The sequence below is a fragment of the Bradyrhizobium sp. WYCCWR15520 genome (assembly GCF_056174665.1).
Map to the genome: position 1 here is coordinate 77,395 of NZ_JBWBWM010000020.1, position 13,844 is coordinate 91,238.

15 protein-coding genes are annotated in these 13,844 nt (G+C 63.4%); 10 read left to right on the forward strand and 5 right to left on the reverse strand.

Going from position 1 to position 13,844, the window contains the following annotated elements; genetic code table 11:
- The first annotated feature begins 25 nt into the window (after positions 1-25).
- Complete coding sequence (infC, locus tag AC0QUY_RS23155) at positions 26-565, forward strand: translation initiation factor IF-3 (protein ID WP_057834032.1); 540 nt, start codon at positions 26-28, stop codon at positions 563-565.
- A 163-nt stretch (positions 566-728) separates the two neighbouring features.
- Here the strand turns inward: infC and AC0QUY_RS23160 are convergent, their stop codons facing one another.
- On the reverse strand, positions 729-1,160 hold the full coding sequence (locus tag AC0QUY_RS23160) for a hypothetical protein (protein WP_475388531.1): 432 nt from the start codon (positions 1,158-1,160) through the stop codon (positions 729-731).
- A 256-nt stretch (positions 1,161-1,416) separates the two neighbouring features.
- Here AC0QUY_RS23160 and rpmI point away from each other — a divergent pair, with 256 nt between their 5' ends.
- Together rpmI and rplT are read left to right on the forward strand one after the other, a co-directional pair.
- Positions 1,417-1,617: a 50S ribosomal protein L35 gene (rpmI, locus tag AC0QUY_RS23165; RefSeq protein ID WP_008539890.1), complete on the forward strand. Its 201-nt coding sequence runs from the start codon at positions 1,417-1,419 to the stop codon at positions 1,615-1,617.
- An 80-nt stretch (positions 1,618-1,697) separates the two neighbouring features.
- Positions 1,698-2,057 carry a 50S ribosomal protein L20 gene (rplT, locus tag AC0QUY_RS23170; RefSeq protein ID WP_029585523.1) on the forward strand — a complete coding sequence of 120 codons (360 nt, stop codon included), beginning with the start codon at positions 1,698-1,700 and terminating at the stop codon, positions 2,055-2,057.
- Positions 2,058-2,064: 7 nt separating this feature from the next.
- Here the strand turns inward: rplT and AC0QUY_RS23175 are convergent, their stop codons facing one another.
- Entirely contained in the window at positions 2,065-2,439 is a 375-nt protein-coding gene (locus AC0QUY_RS23175) for a hypothetical protein (RefSeq protein ID WP_475388532.1), read from the reverse strand.
- Positions 2,440-2,613: 174 nt separating this feature from the next.
- Between AC0QUY_RS23175 and pheS the strand changes: the two genes are divergently transcribed.
- From pheS to AC0QUY_RS23200, 5 genes are all read left to right on the forward strand, one after another.
- Entirely contained in the window at positions 2,614-3,696 is a 1,083-nt protein-coding gene (gene pheS, locus AC0QUY_RS23180) for a phenylalanine--tRNA ligase subunit alpha (protein ID WP_475388533.1), read from the forward strand.
- Entirely contained in the window at positions 3,693-4,100 is a 408-nt protein-coding gene (locus AC0QUY_RS23185) for an ASCH domain-containing protein (RefSeq protein ID WP_475388534.1), read from the forward strand. The genes pheS and AC0QUY_RS23185 overlap by 4 nt, the downstream gene beginning before the upstream one ends.
- Before the next feature lie 230 nt (positions 4,101-4,330).
- Positions 4,331-4,765 (forward strand): endonuclease domain-containing protein, encoded by a 435-nt coding sequence (locus AC0QUY_RS23190; RefSeq protein WP_475388536.1) that lies wholly within the window; start codon positions 4,331-4,333, stop codon positions 4,763-4,765.
- On the forward strand, positions 4,762-7,170 hold the full coding sequence (pheT, locus tag AC0QUY_RS23195; RefSeq protein WP_475388538.1) for a phenylalanine--tRNA ligase subunit beta: 2,409 nt from the start codon (positions 4,762-4,764) through the stop codon (positions 7,168-7,170). Before AC0QUY_RS23190 ends, pheT begins: the two co-directional genes overlap by 4 nt.
- A 6-nt stretch (positions 7,171-7,176) precedes the next feature.
- Entirely contained in the window at positions 7,177-7,947 is a 771-nt protein-coding gene (locus tag AC0QUY_RS23200; protein ID WP_475388540.1) for a sulfite exporter TauE/SafE family protein, read from the forward strand.
- 104 nt (positions 7,948-8,051) lie between these two features.
- On the opposite strand, the gene AC0QUY_RS23205 is transcribed toward AC0QUY_RS23200, so the two are convergent.
- On the reverse strand, positions 8,052-9,446 hold the full coding sequence (locus tag AC0QUY_RS23205) for a flavin monoamine oxidase family protein (RefSeq protein ID WP_475388542.1): 1,395 nt from the start codon (positions 9,444-9,446) through the stop codon (positions 8,052-8,054).
- Between the two features lie 189 nt (positions 9,447-9,635).
- Here AC0QUY_RS23205 and AC0QUY_RS23210 point away from each other — a divergent pair, with 189 nt between their 5' ends.
- The gene (locus AC0QUY_RS23210) at positions 9,636-10,628 is read left to right on the forward strand and encodes a YiiX/YebB-like N1pC/P60 family cysteine hydrolase (protein ID WP_475388543.1); all 993 of its coding nucleotides are present in this window, start codon (positions 9,636-9,638) and stop codon (positions 10,626-10,628) included.
- 104 nt (positions 10,629-10,732) lie between these two features.
- Here AC0QUY_RS23210 and AC0QUY_RS23215 read toward each other — a convergent pair whose 3' ends face one another.
- Positions 10,733-12,883 carry a TonB-dependent receptor gene (locus tag AC0QUY_RS23215; RefSeq protein WP_475388614.1) on the reverse strand — a complete coding sequence of 717 codons (2,151 nt, stop codon included), beginning with the start codon at positions 12,881-12,883 and terminating at the stop codon, positions 10,733-10,735.
- A gap of 189 nt (positions 12,884-13,072) precedes the next feature.
- On the opposite strand from AC0QUY_RS23215, the gene nikR reads away from it, so the two are divergent.
- On the forward strand, positions 13,073-13,519 hold the full coding sequence (gene nikR, locus AC0QUY_RS23220) for a nickel-responsive transcriptional regulator NikR (protein WP_475388545.1): 447 nt from the start codon (positions 13,073-13,075) through the stop codon (positions 13,517-13,519).
- Positions 13,520-13,533: 14 nt separating this feature from the next.
- On the opposite strand, the gene AC0QUY_RS23225 is transcribed toward nikR, so the two are convergent.
- Positions 13,534-13,809 carry a metal-sensitive transcriptional regulator gene (locus tag AC0QUY_RS23225; RefSeq protein WP_475388546.1) on the reverse strand — a complete coding sequence of 92 codons (276 nt, stop codon included), beginning with the start codon at positions 13,807-13,809 and terminating at the stop codon, positions 13,534-13,536.
- Positions 13,810-13,844: the final 35 nt, after the last annotated feature.

Sequence of the window (13,844 nt, forward strand, 5' to 3'; positions counted from 1 at the left end):
CTTTCACAACTTTGGAGAGTTACCCATTCGCCGTCCCAACAGAGCCCCGCCCGCTGCAACCAAAGACGGGCCGCGCACCAATGATGATATCCGCAACGCGCAGATCCAGCTGATCGATCAGAACGGCACCAACCACGGGACCATCGAGACCGTGGTGGCCATCAAGATGGCCCTCGAGGCGGGCATGGATCTTGTCGAGATTTCGCCGAACAACAATCCTCCCGTCTGCAAGATTATGGACTACGGGAAGTTCAAGTATTCGGCACAGAAGAAAGCGGCCGAAGCCCGCAAGAAGCAGAAGATCGTCGAGATCAAGGAGATCAAGCTGCGGCCGATGATCGACGATCACGACTACGACGTGAAGATGCGCGCGATGCAGCGGTTCTTCGAGGAAGGCGACAAGGTCAAGATCACCTTGCGCTACCGTGGCCGCGAAATGGCGCACCAGGAGATCGGCACCAAGCTGTTGGACAAGGTGAAGGCCGACGTCGCCGAGTTCGCCAAGGTCGAGCAGGACGCCAGGTTCGAGGGCCGCCAGGTCGTGATGGTGCTGGCGCCGCGCTGAGTTTAGTCGGTTGTAAGATATGAAGCGGCCCGTCAGACGATCCGGCGGGCCGTTTTCATTTCTCGTAGCCCGGATGGAGCGAAGCGCAATCCGGGGCAGGTCGATCCGCATACGCAGCACCCCGGATTTCGCTTCGCTACATCCGGGCTACGGCTCTTAAAAGTCAGCCCCGCGTGGCCTGCCAGGTACCGCTACAGTAATCGCCGGTGATGATGCCGCGCCACGAGCCCGCCCCGTAGCTGCCCACAAGCCGACCGCCGCCGCTGGCGCGGGATGCGCCGACCGAAACCCGGACCGCAACCACACCGGCGCGACTGACCGATCCCGAAACCCGGCCGCCGCCGGCCGATAAAACCCGGCTGCCGATGACGGTGAAGGGAACGCTGTAGCCTGAACTGCAATTGCCCCGCGTCGTGGCAAAGACCACGTTCCAGATGCCGTCATAGGCTCGGATTGCCCTGGCTCCCCTCGGCGCGGATTCAGCGGTGACCGGGGCCGCCAGGACGGCCAGCGCGGCGAAAACGGGAAGCCAGCGCGAGGCCCGAAGGCCGGGAGAAGTGCCAAAACGGGCGATCGATCTCTGAAAATGGGTCATTGTTCCTGCTCCGGACGGGGTATGACGTCAGCGATAGGTAGCGGCGTCGGGCGCCGCGGTTCATCGTTGCCAATTGCCGTTTCCTCTGTCATAAGCCCGACCTTCATCGCCCGGCTGATAAGGGCTGCCGTGTCGATGTCCGTGCGGGTTATTCCGTTTTCTGGAAAAATCTGAGCACTTTCAACGCTCTAACGAGCATTTTAGCCGGCACAACGCCTTCACGGGCGTTTTCGTGTTGCGGCCACAGGAGAGCCAAATGCCCAAGCTGAAGACCAAGTCAGGCGCTAAAAAGCGCTTCAAGGTGACTGCCACCGGCAAAGTGATGCACGCCCAGCGCGGCAAGCGCCACGGCATGATCAAGCGGACGAAGAAGCAGATTCGTCAGCTCCGCGGCACCCGCGTGCTGTTCAAGACCGACGGCGACAACGTCAAGAAGTACTTCTTGCCGAACGCCTGATCGCGTTCACGCCGATAGCAGCCGAGCCGCGCCTGCGCGCGGCGATCCCGTCACCTCATTTCTGATCAAGGATTCCAGTCATGTCTCGCGTCAAACGCGGTGTGACCTCTCACGCCAAGCACAAGAAAGTCTACAAGGCCGCCAAGGGTTTTTACGGCCGCCGCAAGAACACCATTCGCGCCGCCAAGGCCGCCGTCGAGAAGGCCGGCCAGTATGCGTTCCGCGATCGCAAGCGCAAGAAGCGCACCTTCCGCGCGCTCTGGATCCAGCGCCTGAACGCGGCCGTGCGCCCGTTCGGCATGACCTACAGCGTCTTCATCAACGGCCTGTCGAAGTCGGGCATCACGGTCGACCGCAAGGTGCTGTCGGATCTCGCCATCAACGAGCCGGCGGCGTTCCAGGCGATCGCCGAGAAGGCCAAGGCCGCGCTGGCGGCCTGAGGCCGGCCTATTTGGCCGCCTTGAGTGCGCGCTGCGAATAGCGCTGGGCGACCTTCGCCCGGCAGAACGCCGCGAACGAAATGTACATAGTGCCTTCCTCGTGGCTGAACTTTCGGTCGCAGGCATCCTTCTCGCGCTGATAGGTCCGCTTCTGCTGCGCGCTGAGGCGGGCCAGGAAGTCACCCTCGCATCTCGCCTCGACGGCGTCGGTAAGCCCAACGTCGCCGGTGGCCCTGCCCGAGCAGGCCGAGGCTATCTGCATGGCGCGCTTGCAACTCGGAGCAGCCTTCATCGCCGCCGTGACCTCGTCCCTCGACTTCGCCGGACAATCTTCGGCGGCGGCCGGTGCGGCAAACGATAGAACGAGGGCCAGAACAGCCATCCCGGGTCCAAAACGTATCTCGAGCTCCATTGATCGAACTCATCTTGGTGCGGCTCCGCGTGAATTGGTTCAAGGGTGCCGGGCCGCCGGTCCGACATTTGACGGGCTTTTTGCTTGACGTTTTGGCCCCCGAGCGGCGACAACCCGGCGGCCTTTTGCGAAAGAGATTTGACCGTGTCCGACCTCGCCACACTCGAAAAGTCCGTTCTCGACGATATCGCCGCCGCCGGCGATGAAGCTGCCCTCGAAGCCGTCCGCGTCGCAGCGCTCGGCAAGAAAGGCTCGATCTCCGCCTTGCTCGCCACCCTCGGCAAGATGTCGCCGGACGAGCGCAAGACGCAGGGCGCGGCGATCAACCTCGCCAAGGACAAGGTCACCCAGGCGCTCACCGCGCGCCGCGATGTCCTGAAATCGGCCGCGCTCGACGCCCGGCTTGCCTCCGAGACCATCGACGTCACGCTGCCGCTGCGGGAGGCGCCCGCGGAAGCGGGCCGCATCCATCCGCTGAGCCAGGTCTGGGACGAGCTGACGACCATCTTCGCCGACATGGGATTTTCCGTCGCCGAAGGTCCCGATATCGAGACCGACGATTACAACTTCACCAAACTGAATTTCCCGGAAGGGCATCCGGCGCGGGAAATGCACGACACCTTCTTCTTCAACCCTGGGGAAGACGGTTCGCGCATGCTGTTGCGCACCCACACCTCCCCGGTGCAGGTGCGGACGATGTTGTCGCAGAAGCCGCCGATCCGCGTGATCTGCCCGGGCCGCACCTATCGCATCGATTCCGACGCGACCCACACGCCGCAATTCCACCAGGTCGAGGGCCTCGTCATCGACAAGGGCTCGCATCTCGGCCACCTCAAATGGATCCTGCACGAGTTCTGCAAGGCGTTCTTCGAGGTCGACCACATCAACATGCGCTTCCGGCCGTCGTTCTTCCCATTCACCGAGCCCTCGCTCGAGGTCGACATCCAGTGCCGGCGCGACAAGGGCGAGATTCGTTTCGGCGAAGGCGAGGATTGGCTCGAAATTCTCGGCTGCGGCATGGTGCATCCGAATGTGCTGCGCGCCTGCGGCATCGATCCCGATGTCTATCAGGGCTTTGCCTGGGGCATGGGCATCGACCGCATCGCCATGCTCAAATACGGCATCGCCGATCTGCGCCAGTTGTTCGAGAGCGACGTGCGCTGGCTCTCGCATTACGGTTTCAAGCCGCTCGACGTCCCGACGCTCGCGGGAGGCTTGAGCACGTGAATTCGGTCCCTGAAAAATATCGGGGTTTGCGCTCGTTCGCGTTCGGCGACGGACCGGAGCTGGCCGACGAGTTGCTCGACCTCGTGATCAAGGGCGTGAAAACCGCGACCTGTTCGACCGAGGACGAGCCGAACACGTCGACGCCAGGCGAACAATGGGTCGTGCTCGACGGGCGTGGCGCGCCACGTTGCGTGATCGAAACGATCGAAGTCACCTATCGCCGCTTCCCCGAGGTGAACGCCGCCTTTGCCTATGATGAAGGCGAAGGCGATCGCAGCCTCGACTACTGGCGACAGGCACACCGCATCTATTTCGGCCGGCAAGGCAAGTTTCGCGAAGACATGATGCTGATGTGCGAACGCTTCCGGCTGGTTGAGGTTTTTGCGCAGGCGAAGCAGTCATGAGCGGAGTTGAGCTGACATCAGGCTCCGCCGTGCCGTCCCTCGCCATCATCGTCGCGGAGAGAGCCCCCACCCTAACCCTCCCCCGCAAGCGGGAGAGGGAATGGACCGCCGTTTGGGCGACTAGCTTTCTTCACATGGATACGGACCCTCCATCCAGGCAAGCGGTCAAGCTCCCTCTCCCGCTTGCGGGGGAGGGTTGGGGTGGGGGTATCTCCGCATCGGAGGTGTCAATGGTCGATCCGGAACATCCCAACTGGAAGGTCTCCGACAGGCTGCGCACAAACGCACGGGCGCTTCGCAAGAACTCGACAGACGCCGAACGAATCCTCTGGTCGGAACTCCGTAATCATCGCCTGAACGGCGCTAGCTTCCGCCGTCAGGTGCCCATCAAGAACTTCATCGCCGATTTCGTCTGTCATGCGGCCAAGCTCGTGATCGAACTCGACGGGGGCCAGCATTTTTCCGATCAGGCAGAGCAAAAAGACGCCGTCCGATCCGCCGCTATTGAAGCGCAAGGCTTCAAGGTCCTCCGTTTCAGCAATCACGACGTCATGACAAACCGCACCGGCATTCTCGAAACAATTGCCGCTGCTGTTGCGGAGAGAGCCCCCACCCTGCCCCTCCCCCGCAAGCGGGAGAGGGGACAAGAGAAGCAAACATCATGAAATTCACGCTCTCCTGGCTGAAGGAACATCTCGACACCGACGAGCCCTTGGAAAAGCTCGCCGAGAAACTCACCATGATCGGGCTCGAGGTCGAGAGCATCGAGGACAAGGCGAAGGCGCTTGCGCCGTTTTCGATCGCGCGGGTGATCTCGGCCGAGCAGCATCCGAACGCGGAACGCCTGCGTGTCTGCATGGTCGATACCGGCGACGGCGGCGCGCCGGTGCAGGTCGTCTGCGGCGCGCCGAACGCGCGCGCGGGCCTGGTCAGCGTGTTTTCGCCGCCCGGCACGTTCATCCCAGGCAAGAACATTACGCTTGGCGTCGGCACCATCAGGGGCGTCGAGAGCCGCGGCATGCTGTGCTCGGCAGCCGAGCTCGAGATTTCCGAGGACCATGACGGCATCATGGAGTTGCCGGCCGATGCGCCCATCGGCAAGGGCTATGCCGAATGGGCGGGCCTCGGCGACCCCGTGCTCGAAATCAACCTGACGCCGAACCGCCAGGACTGCACCGGCGTGCACGGCATCGCGCGCGACCTCTCCGCCGCCGACATGGGCAAGTTCATCGATCCCGGCATCAGGCCGGTCAAAGGCGAATTTCCCTGCCCGGTGAAGGTGACGGTGGAAGATACCACGCTGTGCCCGGGCTTTGCGCTGCGGCTGGTGCGCGGCGTCAAGAACGGTCCCTCGCCGGAATGGCTGCAGAAGCGCCTGATCTCGATCGGATTGCGGCCGATCAATGCGCTGGTCGACATCACCAACTTCATGACCTACGACCGCGCCCGTCCCCTGCATGTGTTCGATGCGAAGAAGGTGACGGGCAATCTCAGGGTTCGTCGGGCGAAGGAAGGCGAGAGCCTGCTGGCGCTCGACGGCCGCACCTACACGCTCGATCCCACGATCTGCGTGATAGCGGATGAGCACGGCGTCGAATCGCTCGCCGGCATCATGGGCGGCGAGACCTCCGGCTGCGACGAGAACACATCAGACGTGCTGATCGAATCGGCGCTGTGGAACGAGATCAACATCGCCCAGACCGGGCGCAAGCTCGGCATCAATTCGGACGCACGCTACCGCTTTGAGCGCGGCGTCGATCCGGCGTTCATGGTGCCGGGGCTCGAGCTTGCGACCAAGCTGGTGATGGAGCTCTGCGGCGGCACGCCGTCGGAAACCGTGGTCGTCGGCAATGCCTTCGGCGACGACCGCATCATCGATTTCCCGCTCGCCGAGGTGAAACGCCTCGCGGGGATCGAGGTGCCGCTGGTCGAGATGCGGCGCATCCTCGGTCACCTCGGCTTCATGGTCGCCGGCAACGGCCCCGTGGTGAAGATCGCTGTCCCCTCCTGGCGCACCGACGTGCACGGCAAGGCCGATATCGTCGAGGAAATTGTCCGCATCGTGGGCGTCGAGAAGGTGCCGATGACGCCGTTCGAACGCGGCGACGATGCACGCAAGCCGGTGCTGACCACGATCCAGTCCCGCACCCGCCGCGCCAAGCGCGCGCTGGCCGCACGCGGCATGGTGGAAGCCGTGACCTGGTCGTTCATCTCCAAACCGCACGCCGAATTGTTCGGCGGCGGCCAGGCGGAGCTTGTGCTCGCCAACCCGATCGCGTCCGACCTCTCCGACATGCGGCCGAGCCTGCTGCCGGGCCTCGTCGCCGCGGCGCAGGCCAACACCAACCGCGGCTACCCGGATGTCGCGCTGTTCGAAGTCGGACAGGTCTTCAAGGGCGACAAACCCGAAAACCAGTTTGTCGCAGCCTCCGGCGTGCGCCACGGTTTTGCTTCGGCGAAGGGCATGGGGCGGCACTGGTCCGGCTCGGCCCAGACCGACGCGCTCGACGCCAAGGCCGACGCCTTCGCTGTGCTCGCTGCCGCCGGCGCGCCGATGCAGGCGCTGCAGATCGTGCCGGGTGGCGCGAGCTGGCTGCATCCGGGACGCTCCGGGACGATCCAGATCGGACCGCAGAACGTGCTCGGCTATTTCGGCGAGTTGCATCCGCGCACGCTTGAAGCGCTCGGCGCCGACGGCCCGCTGATGGCGTTCGAGGTGATCCTCGACCGCATTCCCGAAGCCAAGAAGAAGCCAAGCCGCGCCAAGCCGCTGCTCGAACTCTCCGCGTTCCAGCCGGTGTCGCGCGATTTTGCCTTCATCGTCGATCAAGGCGTCAAGGCCGGCGACATCGTTCGTGCCGCGCAAGGCGTCGACAAGAAGCTGATCACGGACGTATCGGTATTCGACGTCTATGAGGGCAAGGGCATCGATCCCGCCAAGAAATCGATCGCGATCGCCGTGACGATCCAGCCGCGCGAGAAAACGCTGACCGATCAGGAGATCGACGCGGTAGCGGCAAAGATCGTGGCCGAGGTGACGAAGAAGACCGGCGGCACCTTGCGGGGATGATGCCGCATGAGTCCCGCGGCGCTCATTCCGGCTGACGTTAGCCTCAACGCGGCGATGGCGATCTGCGCGGTCGCCTTCGTCTCAGGCACGGCGCGGGGGTTTTCCGGGTTCGGCTCGGCGCTGATCTTCATGCCGCTGGCGAGCTCGATCGCCGACCCGCGGCTGGTGGCGGCGCTGCTCCTGATCATCGACTTCGTTGCGGCCGCGCCACTGCTGCCGAATGCGTGGGAGAAGGCCGACCGCAAGGCGACCGCGGTCATAGTTACAGGCGCCTTGATCGGCGTGCCGATCGGCACCTATTTCCTTAGCCGGCTGGAGCCGGTGACGACGCGCTGGATCATTTCCATCTTCGTATTCGCGCTGCTGATGCTATTGCTCTCGGGCTGGCGCTACCGCGGCAAGGACCACGCGGCGATTGCGATCGGCATCGGAGGACTATCAGGCTTTTGCAGCGGGCTTGCGCAGACCGGCGGCCCGCCGATCGTCGGCTACTGGCTCGGCCGCCCGATTCCTTCGGTCATCGCGCGCGCCAACATCGTGCTGTTCTTCGGCGCGTCGGATCTCTTCTCGGCCGTCAGCTACACCGCGACCGGGCTGATCACATTGGATGCGATCAAGTTCGCTTTCGTGGTCGGCCCCGTCTACGCCTGCGGCGTCTGGTTCGGCGCCTCACTGTTCGGCAAGGCTAGCGAAACCGTATTCCGCGCGATCTGCTACGCGCTGATCGCGGCGGCGGTGATTTTTGGATTGCCGGCGCTGGATGGCGTGCTGCGCTGACATGCGAGATGCGTAGAGTGGGCAAGGCGCAGCGTGCCACCACAACACGCACCGTCAGCGGAATGGTGGGCACGCTTCGCTTTGCCTACCCTACGGCCCTGCCATCAGTTGGTCGGGGACCCGCGCCGCCGCTGCTTCGACGGCCGCGCTTCCGGCTCGGGATCCCTTAACGCGCCGATCCGCCGCAACGCAGATTCGGCGGCGCGCTCGCCGCTCTCCCAGGCGCCGTCGATCGTTCCCCACAGCGTTTCATGGGTGGCTTCGCCGGCCAGATACATGCAGCCGATCGGCTCGGTCAGAACCTTGCGCGAGGACTGCCCGCCGGGCCCGGCTGCCGACATTGCGCCGAGCGCGAACGGCGCGGCGTTCCAGCGCGTCGCGCTCGATTTCTTCACCGCGGCCGCCGCCTCGCTGCCATACAGCTTGGTCAGCCATTCCACCGCAAACGCCACCATGGCCTTCTCGCCCTGCGCCGAGAGATCGCGACCGAACGAGCCGGCGACATCGAGGATGCAGAGGGACGAGCCGCCGATGTTGGCGTACATCAGCGCTGTCCTGGTCGAATTGCTCTGCTCGATGATGACGTCGTCACGGGCAAGGCCCAGCGGATTGCCCGACATCTGCAGCGCGATCCGGTCGTAGCTGCCGAGACTGAGTTTCGACGCCGCGTCAAGCATGCGCTTCGGAATGTCGGGCGCGAATTTGATATTGCCCGCGGCCAGCACGTTGGTCGACACCGTGACGACAGCGGCGCGCGCGACGATCTTTCCGGCTGACGTTTCCACCATGACGTCGCGGTTGCTCCAGGACATCCGGTTGGCCGGCGTCGACAGCGCCACCGGCACCTGCTCGCCGAGTTTTGCGATCAGCGTACCCAATCCCTGCCGGCAGCCGATCGCGGTGTTGCGGTCCTGCGCGCGAGATTTGTCACCGACAGAGACGTCCTTCAGATCCTTGCCGGAGAAACTGGCCCCCAACACGAATTCCGTTGCGCCGGCCCAGTCGCCGAGATCCTTCGGCAATACCGATGCACAGGAGACGTCGAACCGCCGCGCGGCGTCGTCGATAGCGCGGTTGGCGCGCACCAGAGCGGCGAGAAACTCCTCGGTCTCGCCTGGCCGGGCGTTACGGCGCCCGATGCGAATCCTCTGGCCCGAGGGCGCGGTCGTGATCTCGAGGCCCGCTGATCGCGCCAGCTTGATCATCGGATTGGTCTCGGGATTGTGCATCCAGCGCGCGCCGCGATCGAACGGCACGTCGAAGGTGGAAGTGTCGGTCTGGCAGCGGCCGCCGATCTGGTTGGCCGCCTCCACCACAATCACCTTGCGATTCGCCGCCATGATCCGCCGCGCCGCAGCAATGCCGGCCGCGCCCGCGCCGATCACGACGATGTCAGCGTCGCGTGGCAGGGGTGCCGCTCCCGCCCGTCCTCCGGAAAAAACCGGAATCGCCGCCAAGCCGGCGGACGCCGACAGAAAGGTGCGGCGGGTCAATGTCATGTCATGGTTTCCACGGCCTGAAGGAAGCGAGAACAGCTAGCGAACTGTGCCGCATCTCACGTGACGCAGCAACACTCATGGTAAATCAATCATGATTGATCCGTCCTGCGCATGAACTAAATTGAAACGGCTTGCGACCATGATAAGGAAACAAAAAAAGCGGGAGAAAAGCCGCTCTGGGGGAGTTTCATGGGCGTAATGCTCGACACTATCGGCCAGGTGATTGCGGGCTACCTGCAGAAGGAAGTCCCGGGCTATGAGCCGTTCACACCCAGCGACCCCGAGCATCTGCGCGGCGTCATCGAGCCCGGCGATGTGCTGCTGGTCGAAGGCAACAACCGCATTTCCGGCATCATCAAATACCTCACGCAATCCACCTGGTCGCACGCCGCGCTCTATGTCGGCCCGGTCGACGGCGCGACCGAGCCCGACGGCGAGCCGCATGTGCTGATCGAGGCCAATATCGGCGAGGGCGTGACCTCGGCACCGCTATCGAAATATTATCCCTATCACACCCGCCTCTGCCGCCCGATCGGCCTGTCCTACGAGGACCGCACCACGGTGTGCCGCTACGCCATCAATCGCATCGGCTTTGGCTACGACACCAAGAACATCGTCGACCTCATGCGCTACCTGATTCCGCTGCCGATACCGCAGCGCTGGCGGCGCCGCATGATCGCATTCGGCTCCGGCGATCCCACAAAAATCATCTGCTCGGCTCTGATCGCGCAGGCGTTCGACGCCGTGCGCTACCCGATCCTGCCCAAGATCACCCGCGCCGCCTCGCGAAAAGCCCGGCGCGAGATCCTGCATATCCGCGATTCCTCGCTCTATATGCCGCGCGATTTCGACATCTCGCCCTATTTCGAAGTCGTCAAACCCACTATCGTGCACGGCTTCGACTACACCGCCCTGCACTGGGCCGACAAGCAGAAGCCGCTCGCGGAGGTAGCGGGCGAATTCGGTGTGTTTCCAGAGGTCAAGTCGCCGCCGCTTGTTCCTGAAGAGGTTGACGAAGAGGCGCCGCTTCCGGTTGCGGTTGAAGAAGTGATCGTCGAGGAAATCACCGTCGAAGCGACGATGGTCGAACGCGTCACCGTGTCGGAACATTATCTCGCCGTTGAATACATCCCGGTCCGCCCGCCGGAGCGCCGGATGAAGCGGCGCGAGATGGTGACGTAAGCACGGATTGTAGGGTGGGCAAAGCGAAGCGTGCCCACCATTGCAAGCCAACAATTCGGAAAGATGGTGGGCACGTCGCTGCGCTCCTTTGCGCACCCTACAAGCTAAAACCTCCCCGCCAGCGTCAATCTCACTGCCAATGGCTCCGCCGGATGCACATGCCGATCGGCCACGCCACCAATCGGCTCGCCGGGCAATCGCGACAGATAATAATATTCGATCTGGTTGGTCTTTGCGTTGAAGAGATTGAGCACGTCGAGTTGCAGCCGCAGACCATTGTCGAATTTGTAGCCGGCCCGCGCGTTGAAGATCAGCGACGCTTGCGAACGAACGCTGTCGTCCTCGATCAGGGGACGCGGGCCAAAATAACGCCCGCGCAGCGCGCCGAACCAGCCGGTCTCCCCGCCGAACGTCACGCCGCCGGCCGCGATCCACGCCGGCGCGCCCGGAATGAAATTGCCTGCGGGATCGAAATCGGTGAAGCGGGCGCGGGTGTAGGCGACATCCAGGTCGAGCCTCATCCACGGCAGCACTTGATATTGATTGGTCCACTCGACGCCGACCCGCCGGCTCGGCCGGCTGGCTTCGGTAGTCCCGGCATCGCCGACGAACAGCAGTTCGGAATCGAAATCCAGCACGAACACCGCGAGCGAACTCGTGAGCCCTTCGACCGCCTTGGTGCGGATGCCGACCTCCGCGCCCTTCGAGCGGACCAATAGCGGCACGCGATCCTGCGGCGTCACCTTGTCGATGGGATCGACGGTAATGGTCGCGCCCCTGATATCGTTGGAGTGCAGGCCGTAACCAGCATTGCCGTAGAATTCGGTCCTGTACCAGGGCCCCAGCACGAAGCCGGCCTTGGGGCTCGTCATCGACGCCTGCGCATTGCCGGAATTCTGCGGCGAGTCGCTCAGCACCCTCCCCGCAAAATAATCCTCGCGGATGCCGATCGTGGTGCGCAGCCAGTCGGTCCAGCGCGCCGTCGTGTCGGCCCACAGGCCGACATTGCCCTCGCGCACGCTGTCTTCGCGAACAATCGAAAGCGTCTCGCGCTGCAACGTCTTGAACAGGCCGACGCGGATATCGTCGCCGCGCGTCTGCAACCCGACACGAGCCTGCGTTTCGATACCGCCCACGCGCATGTCGAAGGCGTGACTGGCGTTGAGGCCATAGACCGTGCGCCGATCCATCTGGCTGAACTGATCGCCATTGACGGGGTCGTCGAGAAAGTAGGTGAAATTGTTGTAGAGCCGCAGCGACGAGTTGATCACATAGGCGTTGATCTTGCTCTGTCCGTACGCACTCGATTGCGCCCAATTGCTCGACAGCGAGAACCGGCTCGCGACGCCGCCATCGGTCGGATCGAGCGAACCGAACCGGCCGATGATGCCCTGATCGATGGCGCGTTGCGCGACCTGGTCGGTCGAGTTCCAGGCGTTGGAGTAGGCCATCGCAGACAGCGTAAAGCCGTCGGTAACAGTGCCTTGGCTGTAGCGCAGTACGCCGTTGAGCTTGCGCACATTGTCAGGCACGTCCCACGGGCCGTTGTATTTGACGCCTTCGACAGCCGCGAGCAGCGTGCCTGCACCGACCGCAGTCGACCCTGCCGCTAAGCCACGGTGATAGCCAAAACTGGCATTGGTCGTCTCCAAAATGTTCTTGGGCAGCCTGTTGATGTAGTCGATTGAAACGGCGCCGGCAGAGCCGAAGTCGCCGACATCAGCGAAGTATGGACCCTTGCGGACATTCACCGACTGGATCAACTCGGGAATCATGAAATTGATGTCGGCATACCCCTGACCGTGACCATGGGTCGACATGTTGACGGGCATGCCGTCGACGCTGATGGCAAGGTCGGTGCCGTGGTCGAGATTGAAGCCGCGCAAGAAATACTGGCTGGCTTTGCCCTCGCCGGAATGCTGGGTGACGATCAGCCCGGGAACCGCCTCCAGCGCCTCGCCGACGCGCGAGAACGGCCGGGCATTCACCTCCGCGCCGCTAATGCTGATAGCACTGGCGGCGGTGGGTTGGAGATATGCCGGACCAGATGTCGCGGAGCCGGCCGTCACGCCGCTACTGACCTGGGGCGGAATTTCAGCGCTTGGTTGGATGGCGGATGAATTTCGCGCACTTCTCTCGCGGCGGGGCGGCTTGGTCCGGTTACGTGGCCATGCTTGGGGCGGAGTAACCGTCACCGCGGGAAGCTGGCCGGACCCTGCCGCAGCGCTACTCTGCGCATCTGCGGGAGATGCCATGACGAACAGGGATGCGGCAGCGGAGAATGCTCCCCAGGCAGTTCTACGCAACGCTCATGCCCCCGCATGATAACTGCTACAGTCGGCATGCGACCGCATCAATTCGACTTAACCGGCGCCTCACGCTAGCAAGCGCAGTATGACGATACAATAGAAATATCATACTCCGGCATCAGGACAGAATTTTCCATGCAACGGATCACCATCACGATCGAAGACGATCTGCTCGCCGAGATCGACGCGGCGGCGGAAGCGCGCGGCTATCAGAACCGCTCCGAGATCATCCGCGATCTCGCCCGCGCCGGCCTGCAGCAGAACGCCGAGGACGCAGCGCCGTCAGGCCAATGCGTTGCGGCGCTGGTCTATGTCTACGATCACGCCGCGCGCGATCTATCAAAACGGCTGGTGCAGAGCTTCCACGGCCACCACGATCTGTCGCTAGCAACGCTGCATGTCCATCTCGACGACGACTCTTGCATGGAGGTGACGGCGTTGAAGGGCGCCAGCGGCGAGGTCCGGCACTTTGCCGATCACATTATCGCCGAACGCGGCGTACGCTACGGCCGCGTGGTGATGATCCCGACGGCATCCGACAAGAAACCGAAAGCGCGCAAGCACGGCCATCACCACGACTAAGGCGCGTTGCTGCCTTACCTGTCGGAGCGGCCGATCACGGCCATCAACTCCGCGATCTTCTCCCGCTGGTCGGACTTGTTGCCGCTGGTGATCGCGTGCTCGACGCAATGCGAGACGTGATCCCGCAGCACTTCCTCCTCGACGCGGCGCAGCGCAGCCCGCACAGCGGAGATCTGCGTGACGATGTCGATGCAGTAGCGGTCCTCGTCGACCATCTTTGACAGGCCGCGGACCTGGCCCTCGATCCGGCTGAGGCGCTTTTGACAGGATGCCTTGATGTCTTTTCGCATGGAGCCTATATACCCCTACAGGGTATAGGTTTCAA

Excerpts from the sequence above, each read along its gene's own strand:
- AC0QUY_RS23160 (WP_475388531.1), bottom strand. The coding sequence starts at position 1,160 with ATGACCCATTTTCAGAGATCGATCGCCCGTTTTGGCACTTCTCCCGGC.
- rpmI (WP_008539890.1), top strand. The coding sequence starts at position 1,417 with ATGCCCAAGCTGAAGACCAAGTCAGGCGCTAAAAAGCGCTTCAAGGTG.
- rplT (WP_029585523.1), top strand. The coding sequence starts at position 1,698 with ATGTCTCGCGTCAAACGCGGTGTGACCTCTCACGCCAAGCACAAGAAA.
- AC0QUY_RS23175 (WP_475388532.1), bottom strand. The coding sequence starts at position 2,439 with ATGGCTGTTCTGGCCCTCGTTCTATCGTTTGCCGCACCGGCCGCCGCC.
- AC0QUY_RS23190 (WP_475388536.1), top strand. The coding sequence starts at position 4,331 with ATGGTCGATCCGGAACATCCCAACTGGAAGGTCTCCGACAGGCTGCGC.
- pheT (WP_475388538.1), top strand. The coding sequence starts at position 4,762 with ATGAAATTCACGCTCTCCTGGCTGAAGGAACATCTCGACACCGACGAG.
- AC0QUY_RS23200 (WP_475388540.1), top strand. The coding sequence starts at position 7,177 with ATGAGTCCCGCGGCGCTCATTCCGGCTGACGTTAGCCTCAACGCGGCG.
- AC0QUY_RS23205 (WP_475388542.1), bottom strand. The coding sequence starts at position 9,446 with ATGACATTGACCCGCCGCACCTTTCTGTCGGCGTCCGCCGGCTTGGCG.
- AC0QUY_RS23210 (WP_475388543.1), top strand. The coding sequence starts at position 9,636 with ATGGGCGTAATGCTCGACACTATCGGCCAGGTGATTGCGGGCTACCTG.
- AC0QUY_RS23215 (WP_475388614.1), bottom strand. The coding sequence starts at position 12,883 with ATGGCATCTCCCGCAGATGCGCAGAGTAGCGCTGCGGCAGGGTCCGGC.
- nikR (WP_475388545.1), top strand. The coding sequence starts at position 13,073 with ATGCAACGGATCACCATCACGATCGAAGACGATCTGCTCGCCGAGATC.
- AC0QUY_RS23225 (WP_475388546.1), bottom strand. The coding sequence starts at position 13,809 with ATGCGAAAAGACATCAAGGCATCCTGTCAAAAGCGCCTCAGCCGGATC.